Below are 25,997 nucleotides of genomic sequence, written 5' to 3' on the forward strand. Positions count from 1 at the left end.
CCGCTATTCTGTGGGCGTCGGCCGCCGTTCAGAGGCTGACCCCCGCAAGACCTGCCGGGTGGCGCAACAAGCCGTTGCAGAAAGGTCGCCGATCATGGCCAGTACCGAGGTCAAGCACCCGACCGTTGCGGACCGCGTCGCAGCAGGCAAGGACTGCCGGCAAGCAACACCCGTCTCCGCCCACCAGGAGTGGGTTCCCGCGCCCGACCGCCCGGACCCCGTCGCGCTCCTCGAAGCACAGAATCCCACCCGCGAGCCGGACCTCGTGCCGGTGCGTCACGGCCGGATGCTCGACTCTCCGTTCACCTTCTACCGGGGTGCAGCCAAGATCATGGCCGCAGACCTCAAGGACACACCTCGATCCGGGCTGACCGTCCAGCTGTGCGGCGACGCCCATTTGTCGAACTTCGGGGTATTCGCCTCACCCGAGCGGACCTTGGTGTTCGACCTGAATGACTTCGACGAAACACTTCCGGGACCATTCGAATACGACGTGCTGCGGATGTCCGCGAGTTTCACCATTGCGGCCAGAAACAATTCCTTCACCAACGAAGAGGCTCGCTCGGCAACCCTTGCCGCGGTTCGGGCTTACCGCGAAGCGATGCGCGAGTTCGCGCAGATGGGAACGCTGGACATCTGGTACGCGCGTCTGACGGAGCAGGATGTTTTGTCAACGATCCAGCTGGGGACGGGCAAGGGAAAGGCGGAGAAAAAGGCCGCGAAGCGGATCGGAAAGACGGCGGAGAAGATTACCCGGAAGGCGCGCTCCCGGGACAGCCTGCAGGCACTCGCCAAGCTGGCTGAGCGCGTGGACGGGAAGTACCGAATCGTCAGCCAACCGCCGATCGTCATCCCGCTCAGGGAGTTCGGTGATTCGTTCGGCTTATCCGCTGACCAGATGTGGGAGGAATCCCGCGAACAGCTCCGGTCCTACCGGGCCACGTTGCAGGACGACAGGCGCCACCTCCTCGAGCGCTTCGAACTTGTCGATATCGCCCGCAAGGTGGTGGGTGTGGGCAGCGTCGGCACCCGGGGCTTTATCGCGTTGCTTCAGGGTCGCGATTCAGACGACCCGCTGTTCCTGCAGGTCAAGGAAGCAACACGGTCAGTCCTTGAGGACCACCTGCCCAAAAGCAGATACCGCCAGCCGGGCCAGCGCGTAGTGCAGGGTCAGCGAAGGATGCAGGCCGCCAGCGACATTTTCCTGGGCTGGACCAAGGGAGTGCAGGAAAACCGGTACCTGTACTGGCGCCAGCTGCGGGATATGAAGGGCTCGGTGGTCGTGGAAACGATGACGCCCCGCGGGATGGAGTTTTACGCCCGCACCTGCGGCTGGACATTGGCCCGGGCCCACGCCAGATCAGGAGACCCGGTCGCGATCGCCGCCTATCTTGGCAAGAGCGAGAAGTTCGATAAGTCGATCACTGACTTCTGCGAGCGGTACGCAGATCAAAACGAGCAGGATTACCAGGCCTTCGCCGACGCCGTACGTTCCGGGCGGCTGCCTGCGGTCGAAGGGGTCTAGGAGCGGCAGCCCCGCTTGCCTTGCTGCCCCGGTCCCCCTCTGCCCGGCTCCCTACCCCCGGGTCCGCTGGGAAATGCTGCCACTTTGGGAAAACCCTGCCGGCTTGGGAAATCCCTGCCATTGCGCAGCGGAGGGATTTCCCAAACCGGCAGGAAAATCCCCGACCGGCAGCAGATCACCCCGCCACGTACGCGGCCAGATGCTCCCCGGTCAGCGTCGATTTCCCCGCCACCAGCTCCGCCGGTGTCCCCTCAAACACGATGCTCCCGCCGTCGCGCCCGGCGCCCGGACCCAGGTCGATGATCCAGTCCGCATGCGCCATCACCGCCTGGTGGTGCTCGATCACAATCACGGACTTCCCGGAATCCACCAGCCGGTCCAGCAGGGCCAGCAGCTGCTCGACGTCGGCAAGGTGCAGGCCGGTGGTCGGCTCGTCCAGCACAAAGACCGCTTCCTTGCCGCCCATGTGCGTGGCCAGCTTCAGCCGCTGCCGCTCCCCGCCGGAAAGGGTGGTCAGCGGTTGCCCCAGGCGCAGGTAGCCGAGCCCGACGTCGGCCAGCTGGCTCAGGATTTTATGTGCGGCCGGGGTGCGGGCTTCGCCGTCGCCGAAGAACTCCTGCGCCTCGGTCACCGACAGGGCCAGCACCTCCGCAATGTCCTTCCCGCCCAGCCGATACTCCAGCACCGAGGCCTGGAAGCGGCGGCCCGCGCAGTCCTCGCACGCCGATTCCACCGTGGCCATGACGCCCAGCTCGGTGTAGATCACCCCGGCGCCGTTGCAGGACGGGCAGGCTCCCTCGGAGTTAGAGGAAAACAGCGCCGGTTTCACCCCGTTGGCCTTCGCGAACGCCTTGCGGATCGGTTCCAGCAGGCCGGTGTAGGTGGCCGGGTTGCTGCGCCGGGAGCCGCGGATGGCGCCCTGGTCCACGGTCACCACGCCCTCCCGCCCGGACACCGACCCGGTGATCAGCGAGCTCTTGCCCGAGCCTGCCACCCCGGTGAGGACCACCAGCACACCCAGCGGAATGTCGACGTCGACGTCGCGCAGGTTGTTGGTGGCGGCACCGCGCACTGCCAGGGACGACGACGCCGGCCGCACCGAGTCCTTGAGCCGGGCCCGGTCCCCAAGGTGGCGGCCGGTCAGGGTGCCGCTCTTCCGCAGTCCGTCCAGCGGCCCTTCATAGGTCACCGCGCCGCCCGCGGTGCCGGCGCCCGGCCCCAGATCCACCACATGGTCCGCAATCGCGATGGTTTCGGGTTTATGTTCCACCACCAGCACGGTGTTGCCCTTGTCCCGCAGCTGCAGCAGCAGCTGGTTCATCCGGGCAATGTCATGCGGGTGCAGGCCGATGGTCGGTTCGTCGAACACGTAGGTGACGTCGGTCAGCGAGGAACCCAGGTGCCGGATCATCTTGGTCCGCTGCGATTCGCCGCCGGAGAGGGTGCCCGACGGCCGGTCCAGCGAGAGGTAGCCCAGCCCGATTTCGGCAAACGCATCCAGCAGGTGCTGCAGGCCGGCCAGCAGCGGCGCCACCGAGGGTTCCTTCAGCCCGCGGACCCAGCCAGCCAGGTCGGTGATCTGCATGGCGCAGACGTCGGCGATGTTGAGGCCGTCGATCTTCGAGGACCGTGCCTCCGGGCTGATCCGGGTCCCGTCGCACTCCGGGCAGGTGCTGAAGGTGATGGCCCGTTCCACGAAGGCACGGATGTGCGGCTGCATGGCTTCGGGATCCTTGGACAGCATGGATTTGGAGATCTTGGGGATCAGTCCCTCATAGGTGAGGTTGATGCCCTCCACCTTGATCTTGGTGGGTTCCTTATAGAGCAGGTCATGCAGCTCGCGCTTATTGAACTTTGCAATCGGCTTGTCCATGTTAAAGAAACCGGATCCGTCGTAGATCCGCCCGAACCAGCCCTCCATGCTGTAGCCCGGCACCGTGATCGCCCCTTCGGACAGTGACTTCGCGCCGTCGAACAGTGCCGTGAGGTCGAAATCCGTGACGGCTCCCGTCCCCTCGCACCGGGGACACATGCCGCCGAGCCGGTTGAACACCGCCTTTTCCGCCCGGGTCTTGCCGTCGCCCCGCTCCACCGTGATGGCGCCGGAGGCCTTCACGGACGGGACATTGAAGGAATACGCGTTGGGCGGGCCGATGTTCGGCTGCCCCAACCGGCTGAACAGGATCCGCAGCATCGCATTGGCGTCGGTGGCGGTGCCTACCGTAGAGCGCGGATTCGAACCCATCCGTTCCTGGTCGACAATGATCGCGGTGGTAAGTCCCTCCAGCAGGTCCACTTCCGGCCGGGCCAGGGAGGGCATAAAGCCCTGCACAAAGGCACTGTAAGTCTCGTTGATCAGCCGCTGGGATTCGGCGGCCACGGTGCCGAACACCAGCGAGCTCTTGCCGGAGCCGGACACCCCGGTGAACACCGTCAGCCGCCGCTTGGGAATCTCGATGCTGATATCCCGCAGGTTGTTCACCCGCGCGCCCTGCACCCGGATCACATCATGGCTGTCTGCCGCGTGCGACGCCTGCCCGGCGCCGGTGCTGGTTGTGGTGTCCGCGCTCATTGCCGCTCCATCCGCCCGGGACTGCGCCCGCTCCATGCGCCCGGGACTCGCTGCCCCGTGCCTTCCGCCGTCGGTCCGATTCTGCCCGGTCACTCCGGGCGCGGCAACGGCTAACAGGAACGACGACGGCGCCGGCTCGGCGGCCGCCGAGCGGGGCAGGCTGTGGAGGGCTATATTCAGGCCTAGCTCGGCAGGATCGATGGAAGGGTACGAACATGGCAAAGCTTGATCTTCGGGTACGGCTGGTGGGCAGGGTGCTGGCGCGGACCTCCGTGGCCCGCAAGAGCGAGGAACAGATCCTCTCCGACCAGCAGCGCACCATCAAGCACAACCCGGTACTGGATTGGGTGCTGGGCGGCGTCGCTTCCGGCGTAAAGCTGAAGGACGACACCGCTGCCGGAGCCGAAGGCAGGATCCCAGTGCGGGTGTACCGTCCCAAGGACGCCGTCGGTCCGTTGCCACTGGTGGTCCTGATCCACGGCGGCGGCTGGACGGTCGGCAACCTGGACATCTATGACTCGCTGGCCAGCACCATTGCCCGGGACGCACGCGCCGTCGTCGTTTCCCTCGAGTACCGGTTGGCGCCGACGCATCCCTGGCCCGCCGCGGCGGAGGACTGCTATGCCGCACTGCTCGAGGTAGCCGCCCGGGCCGATGAATGGGAGGCCGACGCCGGCCGGCTCGCCGTGGTGGGGGACAGTGCCGGTGGCAACCTGGCAGCGGTGCTGACGCTGATGTCCCGGGACCGGTCAGGTCCCGCCATCGCGTTCCAGGGACTGATCTACCCCGCCACCGACATGACCTTGGGCAGCCCGTCCATCGAGGAAAACGCCAACGCGCCCATCCTCACCAAGGAGGACGTTCTGCGCTACGGCAGCCTCTACGTCCCCAATCTGGAAGACCGCAGCAACCCTTATGCCTCGCCCCTGCTGGCCTTGGACCACACCGGGCTGCCGCCGGCACTGATCCAGGTGGCCGAGCATGATCCCATCCGCGACGACGGGCTGCGCTACGCCGACGCGCTGCGCAAGGCAGGCGTTCCCGTCCGTGTCACCACCTATGTAGGAATGCCGCACGGCTATCTGGCCTTCCCGCGGCTGTGCCGCAGCGCGCCGCAGGCGCTGGCGGAACTATGCGTGGAGCTGCGGCGGCAACTCACACCCGCAACGGTGCGGTAACTGCCGCGGCCGGATCCGGCTTGAGGATGACGGGGTACCCTCGCTGCATGGGGAACACTGCCGCAGGATTGAAACCGCTGCTTCTTCCCGCCGTCGTCGCCGCGCTCTGGCTGCTGTCCGGACTGGGATACTCGGTGCTGGTGAATGACGGCCGGCTACCGGCCGCCTTCACCGCTTTGGTATTCCCGGACACGCTGCCGATCCGCGCCCAGGTGCTGCTGGACAATTCGGGACGGGTACTGGTGGCCGGGCTTACCGCGCTGGCCGTAGCGGCCGCCGCACTGGCACTCCTGCCGGCACCGGGAAGGACTGGCGCCACGCCGCGGCACACCACCTTCCTCGCAGCTTGGATGGCCATCGCTCTAGCGGCCGTAGCGGGGTCGGCGGTGCTGGGCACTGGACTGGTGCTGGCCGACTGGCCGATGGCACGCAAGGCATGGGTTTTCACTACGGTCTCTCCGGTTCTGCTCACCGGGGCGTACTGGGGCGTCGCTTGGGGATGGCTCCCCGCCCTCGTGTCGCTGACCTCGCGCACTCACGACGACGACGCCCTCCCGCCGGAGCGCAGAATGGCTCCGCAGCGCGGATGGTCCCTGGGCGCCTTCGTCCTGTTCTCGGCGGCCGTGCTGGTGGCGTTGCCGCTTACCGCCCGCGGCGATCCCTCGCAGCCGTCCCCGGAGCCTGTTGCGACGCCCACTCCGGAGCCAACGGTTTACGGTGCCGCCCCGGTGGGCGCCGCCCTCTCCGAGCCGGACCCGCTGTGGTGCACCGGTGAAGAAGTAGAGCCGTCGATCGGTGGATGGGATGCGGCAACGGGCCATCGGGCAGCGCAGATCACGCTACGGAACACCGGCACCCGGTCCTGCACGGTGCAGGGCTACCCTGACCTCGACTTTGAAAGCAGCGACGGCTGGGTCATGGGCATCACCGCGGTGCACGGCGGCTCCCACATGACCCAGGACGCTCCGGTGGAGCCGGTGACGCTGGCTCCGGGCGAGGAAGCTACGGCCTCGATCGGCTGGCGCGGTACCGCCGGCGCGGGCGTGGTTCGGGTAGGCACCTTGCTGGTGGCCCCCTACTCCGGGACCCAGCGCCAGGAACTGGAGGCGGACATCGACTTGGCGGAACCCGGCTTCCTGACGGTCACCGCCTGGGCTCCTGCCGGTTAGGCCTTCCCCGCGGCCATGACCCCGGCCTTCGACCGCGCGGACATTATCGACCCGACGGACAGCCAGGACATCACCGCCGCCGCGGACAGTGCGGACCCGATGGACAGCACCGACCCAAACGATCCGATCGAACCGATGGAACACGCCGATCCCACACTGCCGATCGACAACACCGAATTCTTCGATCCGATGGACAGCACCGACCCGGTTGACCACAACGACAGCCTTGAAGTTTCCATGTTCCACTCCTTTTCCTGGCGGTGTGCCGTTCGTGGCGCACCGGTCCCTGCACGGTAGCCGCAGCGAACGCAAAATACGCGAGTACCGGGAGCCATAAAAAGAACATGTCAACAAACACTTGACGTTTCGAGGGTGTCAAGCTTTGATTGACACCATGAGAACTTTCCGCATCTTCACCGCCGTTTACTCCGCACTTATGTTTCTGGTTGGTGTTGCACTATTTGCCATCTGGCTGCTGCTCGACCTGCACGGTTTCCCCAAGGGCTTGTGCCAGGGCGCTGGCGGCGCCCTGATCGTGGGCAGCGTGTACCTTGCCGTCACGCTGGTCCGGCGGGGAAACACGGACAGCCGCGGCAGGGAGTACTGGCTGCCCAGCCGCGATGCCGGGGAACAGCCGTGACCCGCGGGCCGGTCACCGATCTGCAGGAGCAGATCGGCGCACTGATCCTCGGCGACTACGACGACGCCGGGACCCTCACCGAGGCGGACCACCTCGCCCTGGTGGCCAGGGCAGGGGCCGCCGAGCAGGCAAGCCAGCAGCTGCAGCACCGGGCCGTCGCAGCGGCCCGGAGCGCGGGAGTCAGCTGGGCCGCGCTGGGCCGGGAGCTGGGGATGACCCGGCAGGCGGTACAGCAGCGTTTCGGTGCGCGGACGGAGGAGCCGCCTCCCGGTTCCCGCGAGCGCTGGCTGGGCCCGGTCACGGCCTTCGATGAAATGCCCGAACTGGAACTGGCCGGACGGCTGGGCTGGCGCACCATCGGCGTCGACATGCTGCGGCACCGAATGCTGCAGACGGACACCCAGTGGGAACACCGCCGCGTGATCTGGACCCGGCCGTCCTCCCACTACGAAACGGACGGCTGGGAGGTGGGCAGCCGGTCCTTCCCGTGGCTCTACCTCGTGCGGGACCTGCATCGGGCCCCCGAAACTAGTCCAAAGTGACCCCGCTCAGCCGGGCCACGGCCCTGGGGTCCCGATGGTCGAAGAACTGGGACTTCCCGGTATCGAGGTCCGCGATGGACGCCATTTCCTGTGGGCTGAGCTCGAAGTCGAACACATCGAAGTTCTCCGCCATCCGGTCCGGCCGGACCGATTTCGGGATCACCACCACCCCGCGCTGAATGAGCCAGCGCAGCACCACCTGGGGAATGGACTTCCCGTGGGCCTCGCCGACGGCCGAGAGCGTGGGATCGGAGAAGAGGTTGTTCTTCCCCTCCGCGAACGGCGCCCATGACTCGTGCCGGACGCCGCGTTCGGTCATCAGCTGGTTCTCCACCGCCCGCTGGTAGAACGGGTTGGTTTCGATCTGGTTCACCGCGGGAACCACGTCGTTGTGCATGATCAGATCCAGCAGCCGGTCCGGCATGAAGTTCGAGACCCCGATGGCCCGGGCGGCGCCGTCACTGTAAAGCTGTTCCATGACCCGCCACTCGCCGTAGACGTCGCCGAAGGGCTGGTGGATCAGGTAGAGGTCCACATACTCCGTGCCCAGGTTCTGCAGCGAAGTCTCGAAGGCGCGCGTGGTGGTGGCCTCGCCGTTGTCCTGAATCCAGAGCTTGGTGGTGATGAACAGTTCGTTGCGCGCCAAACCGCTCTTCTGCACGGCACGCCCCACCGCGTCTTCGTTTTGGTAGGCCGCGGCCGTGTCCAGCGAGCGGTATCCAGCGGCCAGCGCGTTACTGACGGCCTCTTCGGTCTCATCCGGCGGAACCTGGTATACGCCGAAGCCCAGGATCGGCATCTCGACGCCGTTGTTCAGGGTGACATTCTCCATCGGCTTTCCTTTCGATCGTCTTCCGGGATCAGGGCCGGGCACCGTATTCCTCGTCGGTGACGAGCTCTCCCCAGTCGGACTCCGCGCCGTCGTCGGGCGGGGCCTCCCACATGGCCAGGTGGGTCATGAGGTTGTCCGGGGCGGCGCCGTGCCAGTGCCACTCCCCCGGCGGGGTGTAGACGGTGTCGCCGGGCCGCATCGTCAGGACGTCCCCGCCGCGGGACTGGATCAGGCCATAGCCTTCGGTGACGTGCAGGGTCTGCCCAACGGCGTGGACGTGCCAGGCGGTGCGGGCACCGGGAGCAAAGTGCACAGCGTTGACCCGCATCCGGGACGGTGCCGGCTGGGGTGCTGCAATGACTTCGAACCAGACGTCGCCGGTGAACATGTGTGCCGGCCCCTTGGTGCTGGGCCTGCGCGGTTCCAGTTGCATGATGCCTCCCTGGGCGAACGGGCCCGGCGGGGTGCCCGGGTGGTTGCGGGGATGCTGCGGTCATTCGGCCGCCGTCGGCCCTTCGAGAGTACAAGCGGTGAGCCGCAGGCGGGAGGGCCTCCGCACGGACTCGGCACCGGACAGCGGCATTATGTTCCGGCAGTTCCGCTCCGGCACCGGCGCTTCTGACCAGCGGTCCTAAACTGCTGCCGCGGACGCCCTGCGCTCCTCATCGCTGCGCAGGATGCAGAATTCGTTGCCCTCGGGATCGGCGAGCACCACCCACCCGGTGCCGTCCGCATTGCGCCGGTCATCGACTTCGCGGGCCCCAAGCCCCAGAAGGCGCTCGAGTTCCTGGTCGCGGGTACCTTCGGCGGGCTTCAAGTCCAGATGGACGCGGTTCTTGATCTGCTTGGCGTCCGGAACCTCGATGAACAGCAGCCGCTGCGTACCGTCCGCCGAGAAGATCATGCATTCCTCTTCGCCCGGCCGGTTCGGCTCCTCCGGGTCTTCCCGGAAGCCGAGGATCCGGCCCCAGAACACGGACTGGCCGTAGGCGTCGAGACTGTCGAAGGAGGTGTGGGAGATCAGGGATGCCATGAGGAGGAGCCTAAAGGGTTTCCTACGGATATGACACTGCCCACAACGGGGCCCCTCCGCCGGATTCTGCCCGATTCCGCCGCCGTACGATCGGAATGGGCCCCGCCCCACCCAGCGGGAACGTGCCGTGCAAACCGGCAATTCAACCAGGAGGATCCAACCGTGAGCGAACGACTCAAAGACAAAGTAGCCCTGATTACCGGCGCAGCCAGCGGCATGGGCGCCTCCCATGCGCGGGCTTTTGTGCGCGAGGGCGCCAAGGTGATGATTGCCGACATCAACGACGACGCCGGTGCCGCCCTGGCCGCGGAACTGGGCGACGCCGCCCGCTACGTACATCTGAACGTCACCAGCGCCGAGGACTGGGCCGCCGCCGTGGCAGCCACGCTGGACACTTTCGGCAAGCTCAACATTCTGGTGAACAATGCCGGCATCCTCGACGGCGGACCCCTCGGCCAATACCCGGCGGAGCGCTGGCAGCGGGCCCTGGACATCAATCTGACCGGCCCCTTCCTCGGCATGTCCGCAGCAGTCGAGGCGCTCAAGGCATCCGCGCCGTCGTCGGTCATCAACATTTCCTCCACCGCCGGGCTGGAGGGCATCGCCGGAATGCACGGCTACACGGCGTCGAAGTTCGGCCTGCGCGGGCTGACGAAGTCCACCGCACTGGAACTCGCCGCGTCCCACGTCCGGGTCAACTCGGTGCACCCGGGATCCATCCAGACCCCGATGACCGCCGTCATGGGCCGGCAGAAGCCCATCGATTTCTCGGAAACCACCCTCACCCGGCCGGCTGCTCCGGAAGAGGTCACCAGTGTGGTCGTTTTCCTGGCCAGCGACGAGTCCAGCTTCTCCACGGGCGCGGAGTTCGTGGTGGACGGCGGGATCACCGCCGGGAAGATCTACAACGTCTAAACCCGCGTGTTCCGCGGACCGGCAAGGACTGCCGGTCCGCGGTCCCCTTACGCTGGCCGGACGGGCTGCTGCAGCTCCGTGACCCAGTCCGCCTGGTTAGCGGACACTGCACGGATATACACCTCGCGGCACGGGCCTGAGAGTACAAAGCCGCGGGCAATGGTCTCCGTATGCACCGCCTGCCAGCTTTCGCCTATGTGGTCCATGGTGCCAAGGTGGACACCGCAGATGGCCGTCGGGACGGACGGCAGATCCACCATCTCCACACCGTCGGGACCAGCCGAGGCGACGGCGTACCCGGCGACGATGTGCATGCCGTTTTCGCTCACCTCGTACTGGGCGATCGGCTTATCCAGGGAAGCTCCCGTGGGCGCCAGGACCTCCGCCACGGCGTCGAACAGCGGCCCGACGACGCCGGCCACCTCGTGCTGTTCGGAGACGACGGCGGTGCGGGCGGCCAACCGGACCGCGGGCAGGGACTTCTGCACAATTTCTATCTGGGACATGGCATTTTCCTTTTCAATGAGGTGGAGCCGCCGTTCCACGTCGAGGAGCCTCGCCGCGGCCGTCCGCTGTTCGCTCTCCACCTCGGCCCGCCGGATGCGGAGCATCCGGGCGATCCGGTCGGCGTCGACTCCGGCATCGAGAATGGAGGCAACTTCCTCCAGGCCGAAGCCGAGCTGGCGGAGGGCGACGATCCGGTGCAGCCGTTCCAGCTGGGAGGGATCGTAGGAGCGGTAGCCGCTGAACTCGTTCACGTGGGCCGGTACGAGCAGCCCGGCGGTGTCCCAGTGCCGCAGCATGCGGTGGGTCACCTGGCCGATCTGTGCGAAGGCTCCGATGGATAACATGCCTCAGTTCTCCTGCCTGCCACTGTGTCAGGGTCAAGCATTTAGAAGTAGGGGTCCCCGAAATCGGTCAATGCAGCGAACACGAGGACATAAATCGTCGCTTGGAACATGGCCACAGTGATGGCGCAGATGACCACGTTGACCCAGCCGAGCACCTTGCCCCCGGTTGCCGGGACATTCAGCGCTTCGGCTTTCTGCGCGTAGTAGATGGCCATGGGACCGAGGATGAAGCCAGCAGCAATCAGTCCAAACACGCCGAAGAAGAGCGACTGGTTCTTGAAACTCTCCCCCGCTGCACGCCCGCCGGGCCGCTGGGCAGACATCGGGTAGGGCGGGAACTGAGTCGACGACGTCGGGGGCTGATCCCCCGCTTCCGTTGTCGAAGGGTAGGGGTACTGGTCATTCTGCGGGTCGGAGCGGGGCGTGGACACGGGGCCTCGTTTCTGCTGAGCTGCGGGATTGCGCTTATCCTAGGGCTCTTCCGTCCCTTCTGGAGCGTAACGCTCCCAGGCCTCAGGCCGCGTTGCCGCCGCCCGCGCGCCGTCGTCCCAAAGCCCCCCGATCTGCACCGGGCGCGGATACGCCTTTTCGGTAAGCTGGTGCAATGACAGCCCTCACTCGTGGAACCTCAGTTGCGGCGCAGCTCCAGCAACTCATTCTGGATAACCCGGGCATGGAGCTTTTTCTTGAAGCCTTCGCCGGGCAGGCGGCCGAACTTTTCAGCGACCCAAACCAACTGCTCAGCAGCATCACCCTGAAGCGGGACAAACGCGCCCAGACCGTGGCCAGCAGCAGTACCGAGGCCAATAAGCTCGATGAACTCCAGTACGGGTACGGTGACGGGCCGTGCCTATACGCGGCGGAGAGCGGAGAACTGACGCTGGTGGCGGATACCCGCACCGGTTCACGCTGGATCGAATATTTCGAGGCTATCCACGGCCTGGGCTGTTATTCCATGCTCGCCGTACCCCTGCTCATTGGTGACGACGGCGGCGCGGCCCTGAACCTCTACGGCAAGAGCACGGACATCTTCACCGATGACTTCGTGCGTGCAGTCGAGGAATACGCGGCGGAAGCAGCGATCACGCTGCAGGTTGCCGTTCAGATCGCGAACCACAAGGACGTCACCGAAGATCTGCGGAAGGCCATGGAATCCCGCACTGCCATCGACGTAGCCGTCGGTATCGTTGCCGGACAGAACCGCTGCAGCCAGGAAGAGGCCTTTGGCATCCTCCGGCGGGCGTCCAGCCACCAGAACATCAAGCTACGCGAGCTGGCTGAACGGTTGGTCGAATCGGTGACCGCCGCCAAGGTAGCAACCCACTTCGCCTAGGAAGACTTACCTGACCGCGGCCAGCTATGTAGCGGTGTCCCGAATACTCCCCCGCAGCTCCCCGAACGGTTTCCAGAAGAAATCGAAATGATCCTGCGGGCCGCTCAGGAACCGCTGGGTGAACACGACGCCGATGTCTCCGTTGGGATAGACAGCGGCGCTGGTCCCGGATCCGCCGAGCCAACCCCACATGCCCGGCTCGGACCAAGGCGCGCCCAGTCCGGTCTGTACGGCGGTCATGAATCCCCAGGACTCGTCCGGGCCTGCCAGTTCAGCCACGCCGACCTGCTGCAGGGAGGTCAGCTGGTCCGCAGTCATCTGGTGCCGCAGCTCGGCCGGCAGCACCGTGTCATCCGCGAGCCCGCTGAGGAAGCGCAGGAAGTCCGGCACGGTGGAGACCATCCCGCCAGCCAGGGAGGCAAACTTCGGCGGCCCTGCCAGTGCATCCCGGTAGGACACCGCCTCGAACAACCCGCCGTCGTCGTTGGCTGCGTACACCACCGGGAAATGTTCGGTGCCCGTCGGGAACCCGGTGCCGGTCAGCCCGAACGGTTCGCTGATCCGCTCCTGCACCAGCTGATCCAGGGGCGTGACCGTGGCTGCCGGAAGCAGGACCGAGAGCACGTCCGCGCTGGAGTGGTACATCCAGCGCTCCCCCGGCTGATATGCCAGGGGCAGGCTGCCGAGCCGAGTCAGATACTCCTCGGGGGTCATGTCCGGCGGGTTGGGTCCCCAGAGGAAATCCTGGGTAGCGGCCACATAGGGTGTCGGATCTAAGTCGACGCCGAGCCCGGCGGTGAAGGTCAGCAGATGGCGTACCGTGACGGGGCCGCGGGCCGGGACGGTCAGCGTCAGAGGGGCATCAGGGGTGGCCAGCACCCGCAGGTTCGCAAGCCCCGGCAGCCAGCGGCCGGCCTCATCATTCAACCCGAGCGTGCCGTCGGCCACCAGGCTCATAGCCAGGGCGCCGCCGATCAGCTTGCTCAGTGAGGAGATGCGGAACGGGGTGTCCTCTTCCATCGACTCGGACTGGTCAAGTCCCAGCGACCCGGTGGCGAAGATTTCGGTCTGCCCGTTGATCCGGACCCCTGCCACCAGTCCCGGACACCAGCCCGATTGGACGGTCTCGGTCAGAGAACCCCAGAGGGGTGCGGCGATGCCTGGCATGCCTCAACTGTCCGCTTCCGCGGGGCAGGGAGTCAACGGACGGGAGCCATGTGTGCACCGGAGCGGATGATTGCTGACACACCGTCCCGGACACCGGCTACCCCTTGCATCCCCTGACCGCTCCATAGATGAGCAGGTCCCGCCGCTGTCCGGAAATCTCCATGTAGCTGCGCAATAGTCCTTCCTGCTCAAAACCCGCAATTTCGGCGGTGCGGATCGAGGCGGTATTCCACGGCTCGATGTACAGCTCTACGCGGTGCAGTTCCGGCATAGTCCAAGCGAACTCCAACGCGGCCAGGAGCGCCGAGGCGGCAAACCGGTGGCCGCGGGCCGACGGCGTAATCCCGTAGCCGGCCTGGGCGCGGCCCTTCTCCAGCTCCCGGACCCACAACCCCAGCTGTCCCACGCAACGGTCGGTGCCGGCGTCGGCCACCGCAAAGGAAAATCCTGCGCCCTCCGCGTACCGGTTCCGCTGCCGCTGCACCCACTCCAGCGCCTGTGCAGCGCTGGCGTTCCCGGCCAGAGTGCCGATAGCGGGGAAATATTCGTCCCGGGACATCTCCATGACCGTTGCCATGTCTTCATCCCGGAAGGGTCGCAGGCGCACACCTCCATGCTGCGGGTCGACGGACGGCCAGGAGGGCATGCCGGTGCTGGTTTCCATGGCGACAGACTGCCACAGCCTCGCCTGCGGTGGCAGAAGGCGCGGCTGGAGGATCCCTCGGAGACAATGTACGGATACCTGCCCCGCACGGAATCGAGGAAGCATGACCACCGTCAGTCTCAGCGCCAGCATTCAGCGTAAGAAGCTCCTGCCCTGGCAGCGCCCGGACACAGTCTTCAAAACCAGCATGGACGTGGAATCCGTGGACATCTCCGAAGCTCCGGTCGCCGGCGTTTATGAGCCTGGAAGCGAATACTCCGGCGAATCGCTCCGCATCCGAGGCGGGAACTGGTTCGTCAGCCTGGGCCAGGACGCCCGGGAGGTCATAGACCTTTCCGCCCACATCCACGGACTCTTCCGGACGAAGGACCAGTCAGCGGCAGAGGAGGCCGCCCGCAGTGCCGCGGACGAGTTCCTCGTGATCGCCGGCACCGTCTGGAAGAAGATCGGGGAGCCGTACTACGAGATCATCGACTCCGGGGCGGACGGTGAGCGCGGCACCACCGTCCTCGTGCACTGCAACGCCAACTCCCCTGTCGAAGACACCGCCTACTGCTACGGTGCCGACGAGCGGGACCAAGCCGTGAAGGACGCAGCGGATCTCGCCGCCCGCCGGGGGCGCAGCAGAGAGGCCTGCCTGGCACTGCAGGACTTCGCCGGCGTGGCCGTGACCCCCGAAGCCGTCCTGTCCATCAGGCACGGAATGCAGCCCGACGGCCGTTAGGCCGGCCCTGCTTACTTCCTGCCGAACAGTTTCCCCAGCCATCCGCCGGCGGACTGCGCACCGGTCGGCGTTTTGCCGGCGTCCGCTCCGCAGCTGCAGCGGTCCGCCTTCGGCACCCCGCGCATCACCTGGTCAACGTGGTTTCCGCACCCGGCCCACGTGGTCTTGCCGCATTTGCGGCACGTCACTGCTCGGCACATTCTGCTTGTTCCTTGGCTCGAATTCCTCCGGGACACTGCGCCCCTCCACTATCGTGGCAGATACCCCCTAGGGTATGCAAAAGCACGCCCCTCGCGTTTGCGGACATACCCCCCTAGGTATTACCGTCGAAGCAGAACGGATACCCCCGGGGGTGTCTAGAAAAGGAGATTCCATGCTGCTCGAACGCATCTATGACGAGGACCTGGCCCAGGCAAGCTACTTCATCGGCTGCCAGCGCCAGGGGGAGGCCGTGGTGGTGGACGCCCGCCGCGACATCAACACCTACCTGGAGCTCGCCGCCGCCAACGGCATGCGCATTGTCGCGGTGACCGAGACGCACATCCATGCCGACTACCTCTCCGGCACCCGCGAGCTCGCGGCCGCCACCGGCGCCGACATGCATGTTTCCGGCGAAGGCGGCACAGACTGGCAGTACCGCTTCGAGGCAGCCCGCCTGCACGACGGCGACACCATTCCCCTCGGCAATATCACCCTCACGGCCCTGCACACCCCGGGCCACACGCCGGAACACCTTTCCTTCCTGGTGACCGACGGCGCCTTCAGCAGCGAACCCGGCTACCTGCTCTCCGGTGACTTTGTCTTCTCCGGAGACCTGGGCCGGCCCGACCTGCTGGACGAAGCCGCCGGCGGCGTGGACACCCGCTTCGAAGGCGCCCGGCAGATTTTCCGCAGCCTGCAGGAGAAGTTCCTGACCCTGCCTGACCACGTTCAGGTCTACCCCGGCCACGGCTCGGGCAGCGCCTGCGGCAAGGCGCTGGGCGCACTCCCCTCCACCACCGTGGGCTACGAACGTCTCTACGCATGGTGGGGCCAGTACCTTGCCGCCAATGACGAGCAGGGCTTCGTGGGTGAACTGCTCGACGGCCAGCCCGATGCCCACGCCTACTTCGGCCGGATGAAGCGTGAAAACCGGCAGGGGCCGGCCGTGATGGGCGAACGCGCCCCGCTGCAGGAACTCCCGGCCGACGACGTCGCCCGCGGGCTGGCGCAGGACACCCTCACCTTCGTAGACACCCGTCCACACGGACAGGTCCACGGGGGAACCGTCACCGGATCAGTGAACATCCCCGCAGGCACCAAGACCGCCAGCTTTGGCGCCTGGGCCGTGGACCCCGAAACCGACAACCGCCCGCTGGTGCTGTTCGCCGCCGGCCAGGAGTCCGCGCAGGAAATGCGGGACCACCTGGTCCGGGTCGGCATTGACCGGGTGGCCGGATTCACCACCACCATCGACGGGCTGCCGCAGACCACGCCGCGGCTGATCCAGCCGGAGGAGCTGGCCGGCTTTGACGCAGCCCTGGTCCTTGATGTCCGCAACCGCACCGAGCACACCGCCGGACACATTCCCGGCTCGGAGCAGCTCAGCGCCGGCCGGGTGCTCTGGAACCTGGACCGACTGCCGGACGAGGGCACCATCGTGACGTACTGCCAGAGCGGGGTGCGCAATTCCGTGGCCGCCAGCGCCCTGCGCCGGGCGGGGTACGACGTCGTCGAACTGGACGGCAGCTACGCCGGCTGGTCCAGCATGCAGGCCCGCATCAACAGCTGATTTCCGGATGGCAGGAGCGGCGGGCTACCGCCGCCCCTGCCGCTTAGGCCAGGGAGAGGAAGAGCTTTTCCAGGTCCTTCTTGTCCATCGAACCGTCATCATTGAGCAGGCACTGCTCCAGTCCGGCCGCGATAATTGCGAACCCTGCCTTGTCCAGTGCCTTCGACACAGCTGCCAGCTGCGTGACGATGTCCTTGCAGTCCCGCCCCTCCTCGAGCATGCGGGTGACTGCGGTCAGCTGTCCCTGCGCCCGCTTCAGCCGGTTGATGACAGGTGCGAGTTCGCTGTTATCCAGCTGCATGGACTTCTCCTCCGGTGGTGATTTTCTTACCGGAAGTATACCCCCAGGGGTTTCGCTCCGGCGTTCCCGCAGAACTACCTACCTACAGAAATGAGGGCCCCATGGCCTCCTCCGCTTCCCCCGCAACCGAGCTCGACGCGGCTACCCTGCAGAACTGGATGAGCCGGCACGAAGACCTCGCGGTCCTCGACGTCCGTTCCGCCGCCGAGTTCGAAAGCCTGCATATCCGGGGCTCCTACAACGTGCCGCTGCCGCTGCTGTCCGAGCACACTGCCGAGCTGGCCGAACGCCTGGGCAACCGCGTGGTGCTGGTCTGCCAGTCCGGCGTCCGCGCCGAGCAGGCCCGCGGACGCCTCGCCGGTGCCGGCATCGACACCGCACGGGTCCTCACCGGCGGTGTGCCCGCTTTCGCGGCGGCCGGCGGCGACGTCGTCCGCGGCGCCCAGCGCTGGTCGCTGGAACGCCAGGTCCGCATGGCGGCAGGCTCCCTGGTGATCGCCGGCCTCGCCGGCGGCCGGTTCATTTCCCCTAAGGTGCGCCTGCTGGCCGGAGGAATCGGCGCCGGGCTGACCTTCTCGGCTGCGACCAACACCTGCGCCATGGGCCAGGCCCTGTCGAAGATGCCCTGGAACAAGGCGGCCTCCGAGCCCACGGCCCAGTCCGTCATCAGCCAGCTGCCCGTGGTCCGCTAACCCGCCTGCCCCACTACCGCTCCCCCGCTTCCAAGGACACCATCCATGACCGTTACCCTCGCCGCGACCCTCCTGCTTTCCGTGCTGATCGGGCTCTCGTTGGGCCTGCTCGGCGGCGGCGGGTCCATCCTCACCGTCCCGATCCTGACCTACGTGGCCGGCATGAGCCCCCGCGAGGCCATTGCTTCTTCGCTGTTCGTGGTCGGCGTGACCTCGGCCTTCAGCGCCGCCGGGCACGCCCGCCGGGGCCGGGTGAAGTGGCGCACCGGGCTGCTCTTCGGCGCGGCCGGGATGGCAGGGGCGTTTGGCGGCGGCCTGCTTGGCGGGCGGATACCGGGAGCGGTGCTGATGGTCGCCTTCGCCCTGATGATGATCGCAACTTCGGTGGCGATGATCCGCGGGCGCAGGGGCGGAACCCTGGAATCCCATAGCAAGGAGCTCCCGGTAGGGAAGGTCATTGTCGAAGGCCTTGCGGTGGGTCTGGTGACCGGGCTGGTGGGAGCCGGCGGCGGCTTCCTCGTGGTCCCGGCGCTGGCCCTGCTGGGCGGACTTTCCATGCCCGTGGCGGTGGGAACGTCGCTGGTGGTCATTTCCCTGAAGTCCTTCGCCGGGCTGGCCGGCTACCTCACCACCGTGTCCCTGGACTGGGCCCTGGTGGGCAGTGTCACCGCCGCGGCCGTCGTCGGGTCACTGATCGGCTCCCGGCTGGTAGGACGCATTCCGGAGGCCGCACTGCGCCGGGGCTTCGGGTTCTTCGTACTGGCCATGGGCATTTTCGTCCTGGCCATGGAACTGCTGCCCTAGACCGACCGGGTCTCCCCCGCCCGGTCCGCAAAGGCGGACTCCAGGTCGCCCAGGAGGGCTTCCTCCACCCGGCGGGCCATGTCGCGGACCTCCTGCCCGTCTGCCACCGCAAGGTTCCGCGAGGTGTTCTCGAGCACCAGCGAGGACTGCCGGCGGATCTCCCCGCGCTGCTCGTCATTGACGGCATTGGCCGCACAGTCACGCAGTAGACGCTGCACGGCGGTGAGCACAATCGGTTCGGAATCGGCGAAGCGCCGGACAGGGCCGCAGACCAGGTCCATGAAGTAGCGGTAGTCGCGGCCCACGGTAACCAGCCGAAGCACGCCGTCGTTATCCTCCTGCCCCTCGGGGCCGAGCCGCCGGTGCGAGATATCCACCAACAGATCCGCGCAGTAGCCCAGCGCGTGGGCGGCGGTGATCGGATCATTGATGCTCGGGGAAATGGCCTTGACCGCAATGTCGGTCAGCTGGCGCAGCCCCAGCGCGGCGTCCTGCTCCGGTGTCCGTTCGTAGCCGATCTCCAGTGCACCCGCCAGGGACTCGCGCACGGCACCCAGCGGGACCGGGCCGCCGTCGTCGCTCCAGACCCGGGCCACCGGCGTTCCGATGGTGAGGTGGTCGCCCGGCTGCACCTCCATCCGCATAGTCAGACCGTGTTCATGCAGCATTTGGACCAGGGGCTTCGCGTGCACTGCCTGCACGATGCCGCTGCGTCCGACCGGAACGGGAGTGCCGCCGCCGGGCCGAGGGAAGTCCTGCACCTCGCCGGTATCAGACGCGGGATAGGTTTCGCGCAGGACCGCCAGGCAGCCCTGATGCGCGTTGAGCATCATGGTGTCCACCCGCAGCGACCGGGTGATGTGCCCGATGAACAGCAGCAGCACCACGCCGCTGGCAATCCCCAGAATGTAGACCAGACCCACCACCAGCACGGGGACGGGGCGGTTCGCATCCATGCCGTGCAGGCCGGTGATGGACACCATGAAGGTTCCCATCAGCACACCCAAAATAGTCTGGGTGCGGGCATCCCGGGCAAACTCGCGCAGCAGCCGGGGCGAAAACTGCTGCGAGGCCAGCTGCAGTGCCACCACGGTCAGCGAGAAGGTCACGGTGGCAGCCGTCATCACGCTGGTGGCCACCGTCTGCAGCAGGCTGCTCGCGGCGTCGACACCGGTGGGCCAGATCCAGCGTGCCCACGCGACGTCGTCGTCCGGGCGGACCTGCAGCAGCAGCAGGGTCAGCAGCACCGCCGCGAGCGACGCGCAGGTGGGCCAGAACCAGAGGGAGGCCCGCAGCGCGTCCCGGGACACCCGGAAGCGTGGCTCCGGAACCGGGTGGTGCGGCGGAAAAGTGGACGAACCATGCACGGTATTGCTCATCGGTGCCCCTTGGAAAACGGAATTTTAGCCACCCTTCATTGTGCCCGGGTTCGCCGTGGCACGCTCCGATTCCGCAGCTGGACGAGGACCTCGTCACCTTTCCCCATGAGATCAGTCACCGGAAGGCGCATATGGTCAGGACGGCAAAAACCCCGGACGTACCGTTGATTTAAATCAACCTTTGACCGTCGTTCGGCTTTTTGGAGTACCCCATGTCCGTTTCCCCTGCCCCGCAGGGCGCTGTCCCCACCACCCGAGCCGAGGTGCGGGCTGAAGCTAAGCGCAAGCACCGCGCCGTTCTCCAGGCCCTGACCGGCCTGCTGCTGGGCATGTTCGTCTCAATGCTGGCGAACACGGTGGTAAGCACCTCGCTGCCGGTGATCATCTCGGACCTCGACGGCGACCAGGCCGCCTTCACCTGGGTGGTCACCGCCACCTTGCTGGCCACCGCGGTTTCGACCCCGATCTGGGGCAAGCTCGCAGACCTGCTCAACCGCAAGGTCCTGATCCAGCTGGCCCTGATCATCTTCATTGTCGCCAGCGCCGCGGCAGGTTTCGCGCATAACACCGACTGGCTGATCGCCATGCGCGTGGTGCAGGGCATCGGCGCCGGCGGCCTCGGTGCGCTGACCCAGATTGTCATGGCGGACATTGTCTCGCCGCGGGAACGCGGCCGGTACATGGGCCTGTTCGGCGCCGTGATGGCCCTGTCCACGGTGGGCGGTCCGCTGATCGGCGGTGTCATCACGGACACCGTCAACTGGCGCTGGAACTTCTACGTCGCGGTGCCGCTGGCCGCCGTCGCCCTGGTGATGATCCAGAAGACCCTGCACCTGCCCGCGCTGAAGAAGCGGAAGGTGCAGATCGACTATGCCGGCATCGTGCTGCTTTCGGCGTCCGTGTCCTGCCTGCTCATCTGGGTTTCCCTGGTCGGCACCGACTTCGGCTGGGCCAGTGCTGCCACCGCATGGATGGTGGGCGGTTCGCTGCTGGGCCTGGCCGCGTTCGTTGCCGTGGAGCTGAAGGCCCCTGAGCCGCTGATCCCGTTGACCCTGTTCCGCAACCGGACCTTCACCTTCGCGGTGGTCGGGTCCCTCGCCGTCGGCGTCGCCATGTTCGGCACCACCGTGTTCCTGTCCCAGTACATGCAGCTGGCCCGCGGCGCATCTGCGACCATGTCCGGGTTGATGACCATCCCGATGATGGCCGGCCTGCTGATCATCTCCACGATCGTGGGCAGGATGATCACCAAGAGCGGCAAGTGGAAGGCCTACGTGGTGGTCGGGTCCGTGCTGCTGACGGCGGGCCTGGTCCTCATGGGCACCATCGAATATGACACGAACTTCGGGCTCGTCTCCCTGTACATGTTCCTGCTCGGCGCCGGCGTGGGCATGGTGATGCAGAACCTCGTGCTCGTGGTGCAGAACGACGTTTCCACCCGGGATCTCGGCGTCGCCAGCTCCAGCATCAACTTCTTCCGTACTATCGGCGGCACCGTCGGTGTGTCCGCGCTGGGCGCGGTGCTGGCCACCCAGGTGACCGACCGGCTGGCCGAGAAGCAGGGCGAACTGATGGCCGCCATCGGCGCGCTGGGCGAGGAAGGCAAGGCCGTCGCCGCATCCTTGGCCTCGGGCAGCATCCCGGATGTGAATTCCCTGCCCGAATCCGTGCGTCTCATTGTGGAATCGGTGTACGGCTCCTCGGTGGCGCACATCTTCATGATCGCCGCTCCGCTGGGCGTCCTGACCCTGCTGGCCGTGCTTTTCCTGCCGAACCTGCCGCTGGGCAGCCTGACCCGGCACGAGAAGATGCAGGCCGAAGAAGCCGCTGCGGCGTCCGGGAAGGATTCCTCGAAGGAGTCCGAGACCGATTCCGCGACTGTGGCAGAGACGGTAGCCGCTGTGTCCGAAGAGGCCGCCGGGCAGGATCCGGATGTGACGCCCGGAAAGGATGTTCCGGCCGGAAAGAACAACGCATAGGGTGACGACGTCGGCAGCCGGGGACGCTGACAGCATCACCTTCGAGTCCGCCGTCCTGGAAGTGGAACGCGAGTTTTCGATGATGCTTGCCGCCGCGCGGGGGACGTTCAAGGACGCCGCCGCGGCGGTCCATCCGGGCCTGCAGCCGCTGGGGTTCACGGTGCTGATGACCCTCTACCGCGGCGGCGAATGTCCGCAGGGCAGCGTGGCCGAAGCCCTTCAGGTGGACAAGGCCCTGCTCAGCCGGACGGTGTCCCAGCTGGAAACCCTTGGTCTGGTGGTCCGCCGGGCGAACCCTTCCGACGGGCGGGTCCAGCTGCTGGCCCTTACCCAGGAAGGTCGGGTCCGCTTCGAGAATGCACATTCTGCGAAGCGGGCCCTCCTGCGGGACCGGCTTGGGAGCTGGACTCGGGCCGAGCTCCGGAACCTTACCGACCTGTTGAAGAAGCTCAACGAGCGGGACTGATTCCGGCCGCCGTTTCCGCTGCCAGAGGCAGGGACACCGTGAACTCGCTTCCCTGCCCCGGACTGCTGACGAAGCTCAGCTTCCCCCCGTGCGATTCCACAATGTTCTTGGTGATCACCAGGCCCAGGCCGACCCCGGGCACAGCCGAGGCGACGGCACGGCGGGACCGGAAGAACTTGGTAAATACCTTTTCCTGTTCGGCCTCGCTCATTCCGATCCCGGTGTCTGCCACGGAAAGGCGGACCGCGTGCTCGTCCTGCCGTAGGCGGATTGTCACTGTTCCCCCGTCAGGCGAGTACTTCACGGCGTTGGACAGTAGATTATCGACGACCTGGGCCAGGCGCTGCGGATCCGCGTCAACAGTCAGCGAGGGCGGAATCTCCGACACCAGGTCCGCCCGTCCCGCAGCGGCCTTCGGGGATACCGACACCACGCCTGCCCGCACGATTTCGGCCAGGTCCACCGGCCGGCGGTCCATTTTGGTGGCTCCGGACGCTACGGACAGCAGATCGGACACCAGCGCCAACAGCCGTTCCGAGTTGCGCAGCGCAACATTCAGCGCTGAGGTCACCTCCGGGGACAGCCCCTCCTCGTCCAGTGCGAGGTCAAGGTAACCCATGATCGAAGTCAGCGGCGTCCGCAGTTCGTGGGACACGCTCGCCACAAATTCCTCCTGGGCCGCGACGGCATGGACCAACCGGCTGACATCGCTGTAGACGATCACCGAGCCGGAAACCACGCCTTCCGTCCTGATGGGCCGGGCGGAGACATTGAGGGCCACCTGGTTTCCACAGTCCAAGGACCCGAACCATACCAACCGGTTCGAGAAGGACTCGCCCGCGACGGCCCGTCTCACCGGACTCTCGGCGTCGGACAGGGGCGTGACTCGGTCCGGACCAAAAATCGGCCGTTCCCCGCTCGGGGCGACATCCCCTTGGACTCTGTTCCAGGCGGACCGGAGGTGGGCGTTTGTCAGCATGGGCCTGCCCTGCGCATCCACCACAAGCAGGCCGACGTCGATCGTGTTCAGCACCGTTTCCAGTAAGGCTTCGCGCTCCCTGCTCTCCGCCAGGTTCACCTGCAGGACGCGGTCTTTCTCCTCCAGCGCCTTCTGCTTTTCCCGGGTTTCCTCTTCCGCTGCGGCCCGCGCTGCTTCAGCCGCCTCGGCTTTGCGCAGGGCAGCCACCAGCTCGCGCTCGTAGAGCCTGCGTTCGGAGGCGTTAAAGACGGCGATCCGGTCCACGCCGGCGCCGTCTCGGGCGTCTTTTTCCTCCGAGCGCACGCCGGAGAGGAGAACCGGAATCAGTTCCCCGTCCGCGGACACCAGCTCCGCTGCCATTTCGTTGAAGCATCCCGCCACGGCCAGCTGAGGAACTGCATAGGAAGCGAATAGCACCCGGCCCCCCACGGGCATCAGGTCAATGATGTTCCCTCCGAGCAGCCCTTCCCTGGCGCGCCCGGTCCATGAGGCCAGAGTCTGGTTGACATCCAGGATCGTTCCGTCCGTGGTGAGGACGAGGTATCCGGAGGCAGCCGAATGGAAGTGTTCCTCGTAGTCGGCGCCCCCGGCGGCGGCAGCCATGTCCTTACCGGCGGAGCTAGGCACGGGCAGTCACCAACAGGTACTCGAGAATGGCCGCCGCCGTCTCCCGGGGCGCGCTGAGGTGCGGCATGTTCCCGCGGGCTTCGAGTTCCACGCGGGTACTGTCGGGAAGATGGTTGTGCAGGAACAGCGACGCCGGTTCCGGGGTCAGCGGGTCAGCCTTCGACTGCAGGATCAGGGCCGGGACAGACACGTGGGGGAGCACCTGCCGGACATCCGCCGCAAAGGACATCCGCAGGAAGGTCCGTACATACTCGGGGTGCAGGCGGCACATCTTGTCCGCCAGCTCCACACTGACCACGGAGTCAGGATCATCGCCCGCGATCTCCGGGGCCATCGCCCTTGCCCACAGGGGATAGTTGGCCTCCACGGCGTTCAGGACACCCTCAATATCCTCCGCTCGGAACCCGCCGATATACCCTTCGTCATTGATGAAGCGGGGCGAGGTGCAGAGCAAAACGAGACGCGTAATCCGCTGGGTGCGGGCCGCGGCGGCCAGCGCCATAGTGCCGCCGATGCTGTGCCCGACGACGGTGGCGTCCTGCAGCTCCAGGACCTCCAGAATCTCGGTCAGATCCTTCAGATAACCTTCCAGGGCAGCATATTTAGCGGCGTTGTATGCCTCCGGATCGGCACCGCCGGTTCCTACATGATCGAACAGCACCACTTTGTAGGTGTCCGTAAAGAACGGCAGGATCCGATCCCAGATCACCTGGTCACATCCAAAGCCCTGCACCAGCAGCAGCACAGGGCCATCTGGACGTCCAAGCACCCGGATATTGTTGCGCTGGATTACTGCCTGCGCATTCATCCTGCACCTGCTTTCGGTTGGTTTATTCGAGGCCGAGCTGAGGGCTTGGCAGCGGACTAGCCCGCTGCCAACGTTGCTGATGGGCGGCGCGGCTCAGCGGAGATCAAAGAAGCCGCCGGCATCCCGCGGGGCGGCTGCAGCACGCTGCTGTGTACGCTCGCGGTCCTGCGCCGATGCCCTACAAGACGCGGGCAGGATCTTTCGGGGGCGGCGAGGAACTGAGTGCGGGCCGAGCCGGAGCTGCGAAACCAGCCCGGGCGAGGGGCTTACCGCTCGTTTTACACATGAAGTAGAGACCTTATATATCGAGACTTTGTTCAATCACCAGCAAATTGCTGCCAAGGAAGGCACGCAGCAACGCGTGAAATTCCCCGTTCGAAATCTAACAGAACGACCGCCACAGGAGAAAATCAGGCTGCTTAGTTTCTCCGCATGGATATCCAAGCGAAGTCCTCACAAGCAATCTGTCTCGACGTAGAACTGCCGTTTTGAAAGTCTGGGACACGAGGAACTCCGCGAGCTGGCCCACCTAGTCCGACTCCAGAGCACTGCTATCGTCGCAGCCATGACACCGACACCTATTGATTTTGAGCTGCGGGCCATTGCCAGGGCCGCAGAAGAAGGCGCCAAACTGGAACGCATCGTTCTGGTCTGCGGTTCCACCCTGTATTTGGGAACACCTGTATCGTCCACGAAGTTTAGCGAGGCGACTACGCAGTCTTATGCGAGTGATATCGCGCGGAGCGTCGGTAATTGGAGGACCAGTCAGGCAGAGAAGGAATCCATAGCGCAGAAACAGTCCCAGATCGCACTGGAGCCGTTCCTGGCGGCAGTGAGAAACTCGCGGGACCTCGACACGATCTCACTGTGCCCGGCACAGGTCCATCCTCCGGGGATGTCGCACTACGAAGTGCACGCCATTCGGGTTCGCATTGACCGTATCGATGCATGGTGGGCCGGATGGTTCACCGAGAATCCGGCCAAAGTGCGTGGTGGTGGCGGCGGTGTCGGAGTTGGCGTCGGTGTGAGCTTCTAAATCGAAGACT

At 66.1% G+C, this 25,997-nt stretch carries 28 protein-coding genes; 15 read left to right on the plus strand and 13 right to left on the minus strand.

Annotation, left to right across the window (positions count from 1 at the left end):
* The first annotated feature begins 94 nt into the window (after positions 1-94).
* On the plus strand, positions 95-1,525 hold the full coding sequence (locus LOC56_RS04620; RefSeq protein WP_229950925.1) for a DUF2252 domain-containing protein: 1,431 nt from the start codon (positions 95-97) through the stop codon (positions 1,523-1,525).
* A 175-nt stretch (positions 1,526-1,700) separates the two neighbouring features.
* Here LOC56_RS04620 and LOC56_RS04625 read toward each other — a convergent pair whose 3' ends face one another.
* Positions 1,701-4,097, minus strand: coding sequence for an ATP-binding cassette domain-containing protein (locus LOC56_RS04625; RefSeq protein ID WP_229950927.1), 2,397 nt, complete (start codon positions 4,095-4,097; stop codon positions 1,701-1,703).
* Positions 4,098-4,312: 215 nt separating this feature from the next.
* Here LOC56_RS04625 and LOC56_RS04630 point away from each other — a divergent pair, with 215 nt between their 5' ends.
* The 5 genes from LOC56_RS04630 (at position 4,313) to LOC56_RS04650 (ending at position 7,626) form a co-directional block, all read left to right on the plus strand.
* Entirely contained in the window at positions 4,313-5,275 is a 963-nt protein-coding gene (locus LOC56_RS04630) for an alpha/beta hydrolase (RefSeq protein ID WP_229950929.1), read from the plus strand.
* A 47-nt stretch (positions 5,276-5,322) separates the two neighbouring features.
* Positions 5,323-6,444, plus strand: a complete 1,122-nt coding sequence (locus LOC56_RS04635; RefSeq protein ID WP_229950931.1) for a DUF4232 domain-containing protein — start codon at positions 5,323-5,325, stop codon at positions 6,442-6,444.
* A 15-nt stretch (positions 6,445-6,459) separates the two neighbouring features.
* Positions 6,460-6,741 (plus strand): hypothetical protein, encoded by a 282-nt coding sequence (locus LOC56_RS04640; RefSeq protein ID WP_229950933.1) that lies wholly within the window; start codon positions 6,460-6,462, stop codon positions 6,739-6,741.
* A 97-nt stretch (positions 6,742-6,838) separates the two neighbouring features.
* The gene (locus LOC56_RS04645; RefSeq protein WP_229950935.1) at positions 6,839-7,084 is read left to right on the plus strand and encodes a hypothetical protein; all 246 of its coding nucleotides are present in this window, start codon (positions 6,839-6,841) and stop codon (positions 7,082-7,084) included.
* Positions 7,081-7,626, plus strand: coding sequence for a hypothetical protein (locus LOC56_RS04650; protein WP_229950936.1), 546 nt, complete (start codon positions 7,081-7,083; stop codon positions 7,624-7,626). The genes LOC56_RS04645 and LOC56_RS04650 overlap by 4 nt, the downstream gene beginning before the upstream one ends.
* On the opposite strand, the gene LOC56_RS04655 is transcribed toward LOC56_RS04650, so the two are convergent.
* The 3 genes from LOC56_RS04655 to LOC56_RS04665 form a co-directional block, all read right to left on the minus strand.
* Positions 7,613-8,458, minus strand: coding sequence for an aldo/keto reductase (locus LOC56_RS04655; protein WP_229950937.1), 846 nt, complete (start codon positions 8,456-8,458; stop codon positions 7,613-7,615). The genes LOC56_RS04650 and LOC56_RS04655 overlap by 14 nt on opposite strands.
* Positions 8,459-8,486: 28 nt before the next feature.
* Entirely contained in the window at positions 8,487-8,891 is a 405-nt protein-coding gene (locus LOC56_RS04660; protein WP_229950939.1) for a (R)-mandelonitrile lyase, read from the minus strand.
* A 198-nt stretch (positions 8,892-9,089) separates the two neighbouring features.
* A complete protein-coding gene (locus tag LOC56_RS04665) occupies positions 9,090-9,491 on the minus strand; it encodes a VOC family protein (protein WP_229950941.1) in 402 nt (133 codons plus the stop codon).
* Between the two features lie 162 nt (positions 9,492-9,653).
* Between LOC56_RS04665 and LOC56_RS04670 the strand changes: the two genes are divergently transcribed.
* A complete protein-coding gene (locus LOC56_RS04670) occupies positions 9,654-10,406 on the plus strand; it encodes a glucose 1-dehydrogenase (protein ID WP_229950943.1) in 753 nt (250 codons plus the stop codon).
* A 47-nt stretch (positions 10,407-10,453) separates the two neighbouring features.
* Here the strand turns inward: LOC56_RS04670 and LOC56_RS04675 are convergent, their stop codons facing one another.
* Both LOC56_RS04675 and LOC56_RS04680 read right to left on the minus strand, forming a co-directional pair.
* Positions 10,454-11,257, minus strand: a complete 804-nt coding sequence (locus LOC56_RS04675; protein WP_229950945.1) for a MerR family transcriptional regulator — start codon at positions 11,255-11,257, stop codon at positions 10,454-10,456.
* Positions 11,258-11,298: 41 nt separating this feature from the next.
* On the minus strand, positions 11,299-11,688 hold the full coding sequence (locus LOC56_RS04680; protein WP_229950947.1) for a hypothetical protein: 390 nt from the start codon (positions 11,686-11,688) through the stop codon (positions 11,299-11,301).
* A gap of 173 nt (positions 11,689-11,861) precedes the next feature.
* Between LOC56_RS04680 and LOC56_RS04685 the strand changes: the two genes are divergently transcribed.
* On the plus strand, positions 11,862-12,590 hold the full coding sequence (locus LOC56_RS04685) for a GAF and ANTAR domain-containing protein (protein ID WP_229950949.1): 729 nt from the start codon (positions 11,862-11,864) through the stop codon (positions 12,588-12,590).
* 24 nt (positions 12,591-12,614) lie between these two features.
* Here the strand turns inward: LOC56_RS04685 and LOC56_RS04690 are convergent, their stop codons facing one another.
* Positions 12,615-13,757, minus strand: a complete 1,143-nt coding sequence (locus LOC56_RS04690) for a serine hydrolase domain-containing protein (protein ID WP_229950951.1) — start codon at positions 13,755-13,757, stop codon at positions 12,615-12,617.
* Positions 13,758-13,854: 97 nt separating this feature from the next.
* The gene (locus tag LOC56_RS04695) at positions 13,855-14,421 is read right to left on the minus strand and encodes a GNAT family N-acetyltransferase (RefSeq protein ID WP_229950953.1); all 567 of its coding nucleotides are present in this window, start codon (positions 14,419-14,421) and stop codon (positions 13,855-13,857) included.
* 103 nt (positions 14,422-14,524) lie between these two features.
* Here LOC56_RS04695 and LOC56_RS04700 point away from each other — a divergent pair, with 103 nt between their 5' ends.
* On the plus strand, positions 14,525-15,145 hold the full coding sequence (locus LOC56_RS04700) for a hypothetical protein (protein ID WP_229950955.1): 621 nt from the start codon (positions 14,525-14,527) through the stop codon (positions 15,143-15,145).
* 11 nt (positions 15,146-15,156) lie between these two features.
* On the opposite strand, the gene LOC56_RS04705 is transcribed toward LOC56_RS04700, so the two are convergent.
* Positions 15,157-15,345 carry a hypothetical protein gene (locus LOC56_RS04705; RefSeq protein WP_229950956.1) on the minus strand — a complete coding sequence of 63 codons (189 nt, stop codon included), beginning with the start codon at positions 15,343-15,345 and terminating at the stop codon, positions 15,157-15,159.
* Positions 15,346-15,518: 173 nt separating this feature from the next.
* On the opposite strand from LOC56_RS04705, the gene LOC56_RS04710 reads away from it, so the two are divergent.
* Positions 15,519-16,916: an MBL fold metallo-hydrolase gene (locus LOC56_RS04710; protein ID WP_229950958.1), complete on the plus strand. Its 1,398-nt coding sequence runs from the start codon at positions 15,519-15,521 to the stop codon at positions 16,914-16,916.
* Positions 16,917-16,959: 43 nt separating this feature from the next.
* Here the strand turns inward: LOC56_RS04710 and LOC56_RS04715 are convergent, their stop codons facing one another.
* Positions 16,960-17,217: a metal-sensitive transcriptional regulator gene (locus tag LOC56_RS04715; RefSeq protein WP_229950959.1), complete on the minus strand. Its 258-nt coding sequence runs from the start codon at positions 17,215-17,217 to the stop codon at positions 16,960-16,962.
* A 101-nt stretch (positions 17,218-17,318) separates the two neighbouring features.
* On the opposite strand from LOC56_RS04715, the gene LOC56_RS04720 reads away from it, so the two are divergent.
* Both LOC56_RS04720 and LOC56_RS04725 read left to right on the plus strand, forming a co-directional pair.
* Positions 17,319-17,909, plus strand: coding sequence for a rhodanese-like domain-containing protein (locus tag LOC56_RS04720; protein WP_229950960.1), 591 nt, complete (start codon positions 17,319-17,321; stop codon positions 17,907-17,909).
* Positions 17,910-17,954: 45 nt separating this feature from the next.
* A complete protein-coding gene (locus LOC56_RS04725; protein ID WP_229950961.1) occupies positions 17,955-18,713 on the plus strand; it encodes a sulfite exporter TauE/SafE family protein in 759 nt (252 codons plus the stop codon).
* Here LOC56_RS04725 and LOC56_RS04730 read toward each other — a convergent pair.
* The gene (locus LOC56_RS04730) at positions 18,710-20,092 is read right to left on the minus strand and encodes a DUF2254 domain-containing protein (protein WP_229950962.1); all 1,383 of its coding nucleotides are present in this window, start codon (positions 20,090-20,092) and stop codon (positions 18,710-18,712) included. The genes LOC56_RS04725 and LOC56_RS04730 overlap by 4 nt on opposite strands.
* A gap of 212 nt (positions 20,093-20,304) precedes the next feature.
* On the opposite strand from LOC56_RS04730, the gene LOC56_RS04735 reads away from it, so the two are divergent.
* Together LOC56_RS04735 and LOC56_RS16075 are read left to right on the plus strand one after the other, a co-directional pair.
* Positions 20,305-22,071: an MDR family MFS transporter gene (locus tag LOC56_RS04735; protein ID WP_229950963.1), complete on the plus strand. Its 1,767-nt coding sequence runs from the start codon at positions 20,305-20,307 to the stop codon at positions 22,069-22,071.
* A 1-nt stretch (position 22,072) separates the two neighbouring features.
* Entirely contained in the window at positions 22,073-22,537 is a 465-nt protein-coding gene (locus LOC56_RS16075) for a MarR family winged helix-turn-helix transcriptional regulator (protein ID WP_229950964.1), read from the plus strand.
* Here the strand turns inward: LOC56_RS16075 and LOC56_RS04745 are convergent.
* Positions 22,521-24,143, minus strand: a complete 1,623-nt coding sequence (locus LOC56_RS04745) for an ATP-binding protein (protein WP_229950965.1) — start codon at positions 24,141-24,143, stop codon at positions 22,521-22,523. The genes LOC56_RS16075 and LOC56_RS04745 overlap by 17 nt on opposite strands.
* Entirely contained in the window at positions 24,136-24,951 is an 816-nt protein-coding gene (locus tag LOC56_RS04750; RefSeq protein ID WP_229950966.1) for an alpha/beta fold hydrolase, read from the minus strand. Before LOC56_RS04750 ends, LOC56_RS04745 begins: the two co-directional genes overlap by 8 nt.
* A gap of 565 nt (positions 24,952-25,516) precedes the next feature.
* Here LOC56_RS04750 and LOC56_RS04755 point away from each other — a divergent pair.
* Positions 25,517-25,987 carry a hypothetical protein gene (locus LOC56_RS04755; RefSeq protein WP_229950970.1) on the plus strand — a complete coding sequence of 157 codons (471 nt, stop codon included), beginning with the start codon at positions 25,517-25,519 and terminating at the stop codon, positions 25,985-25,987.
* Positions 25,988-25,997: the final 10 nt, after the last annotated feature.

It is taken from the genome of Arthrobacter sp. zg-Y179, assembly GCF_020907345.1.
Taxonomy (GTDB): Bacteria; Actinomycetota; Actinomycetes; order Actinomycetales; family Micrococcaceae; genus Arthrobacter_B; species Arthrobacter_B jinronghuae.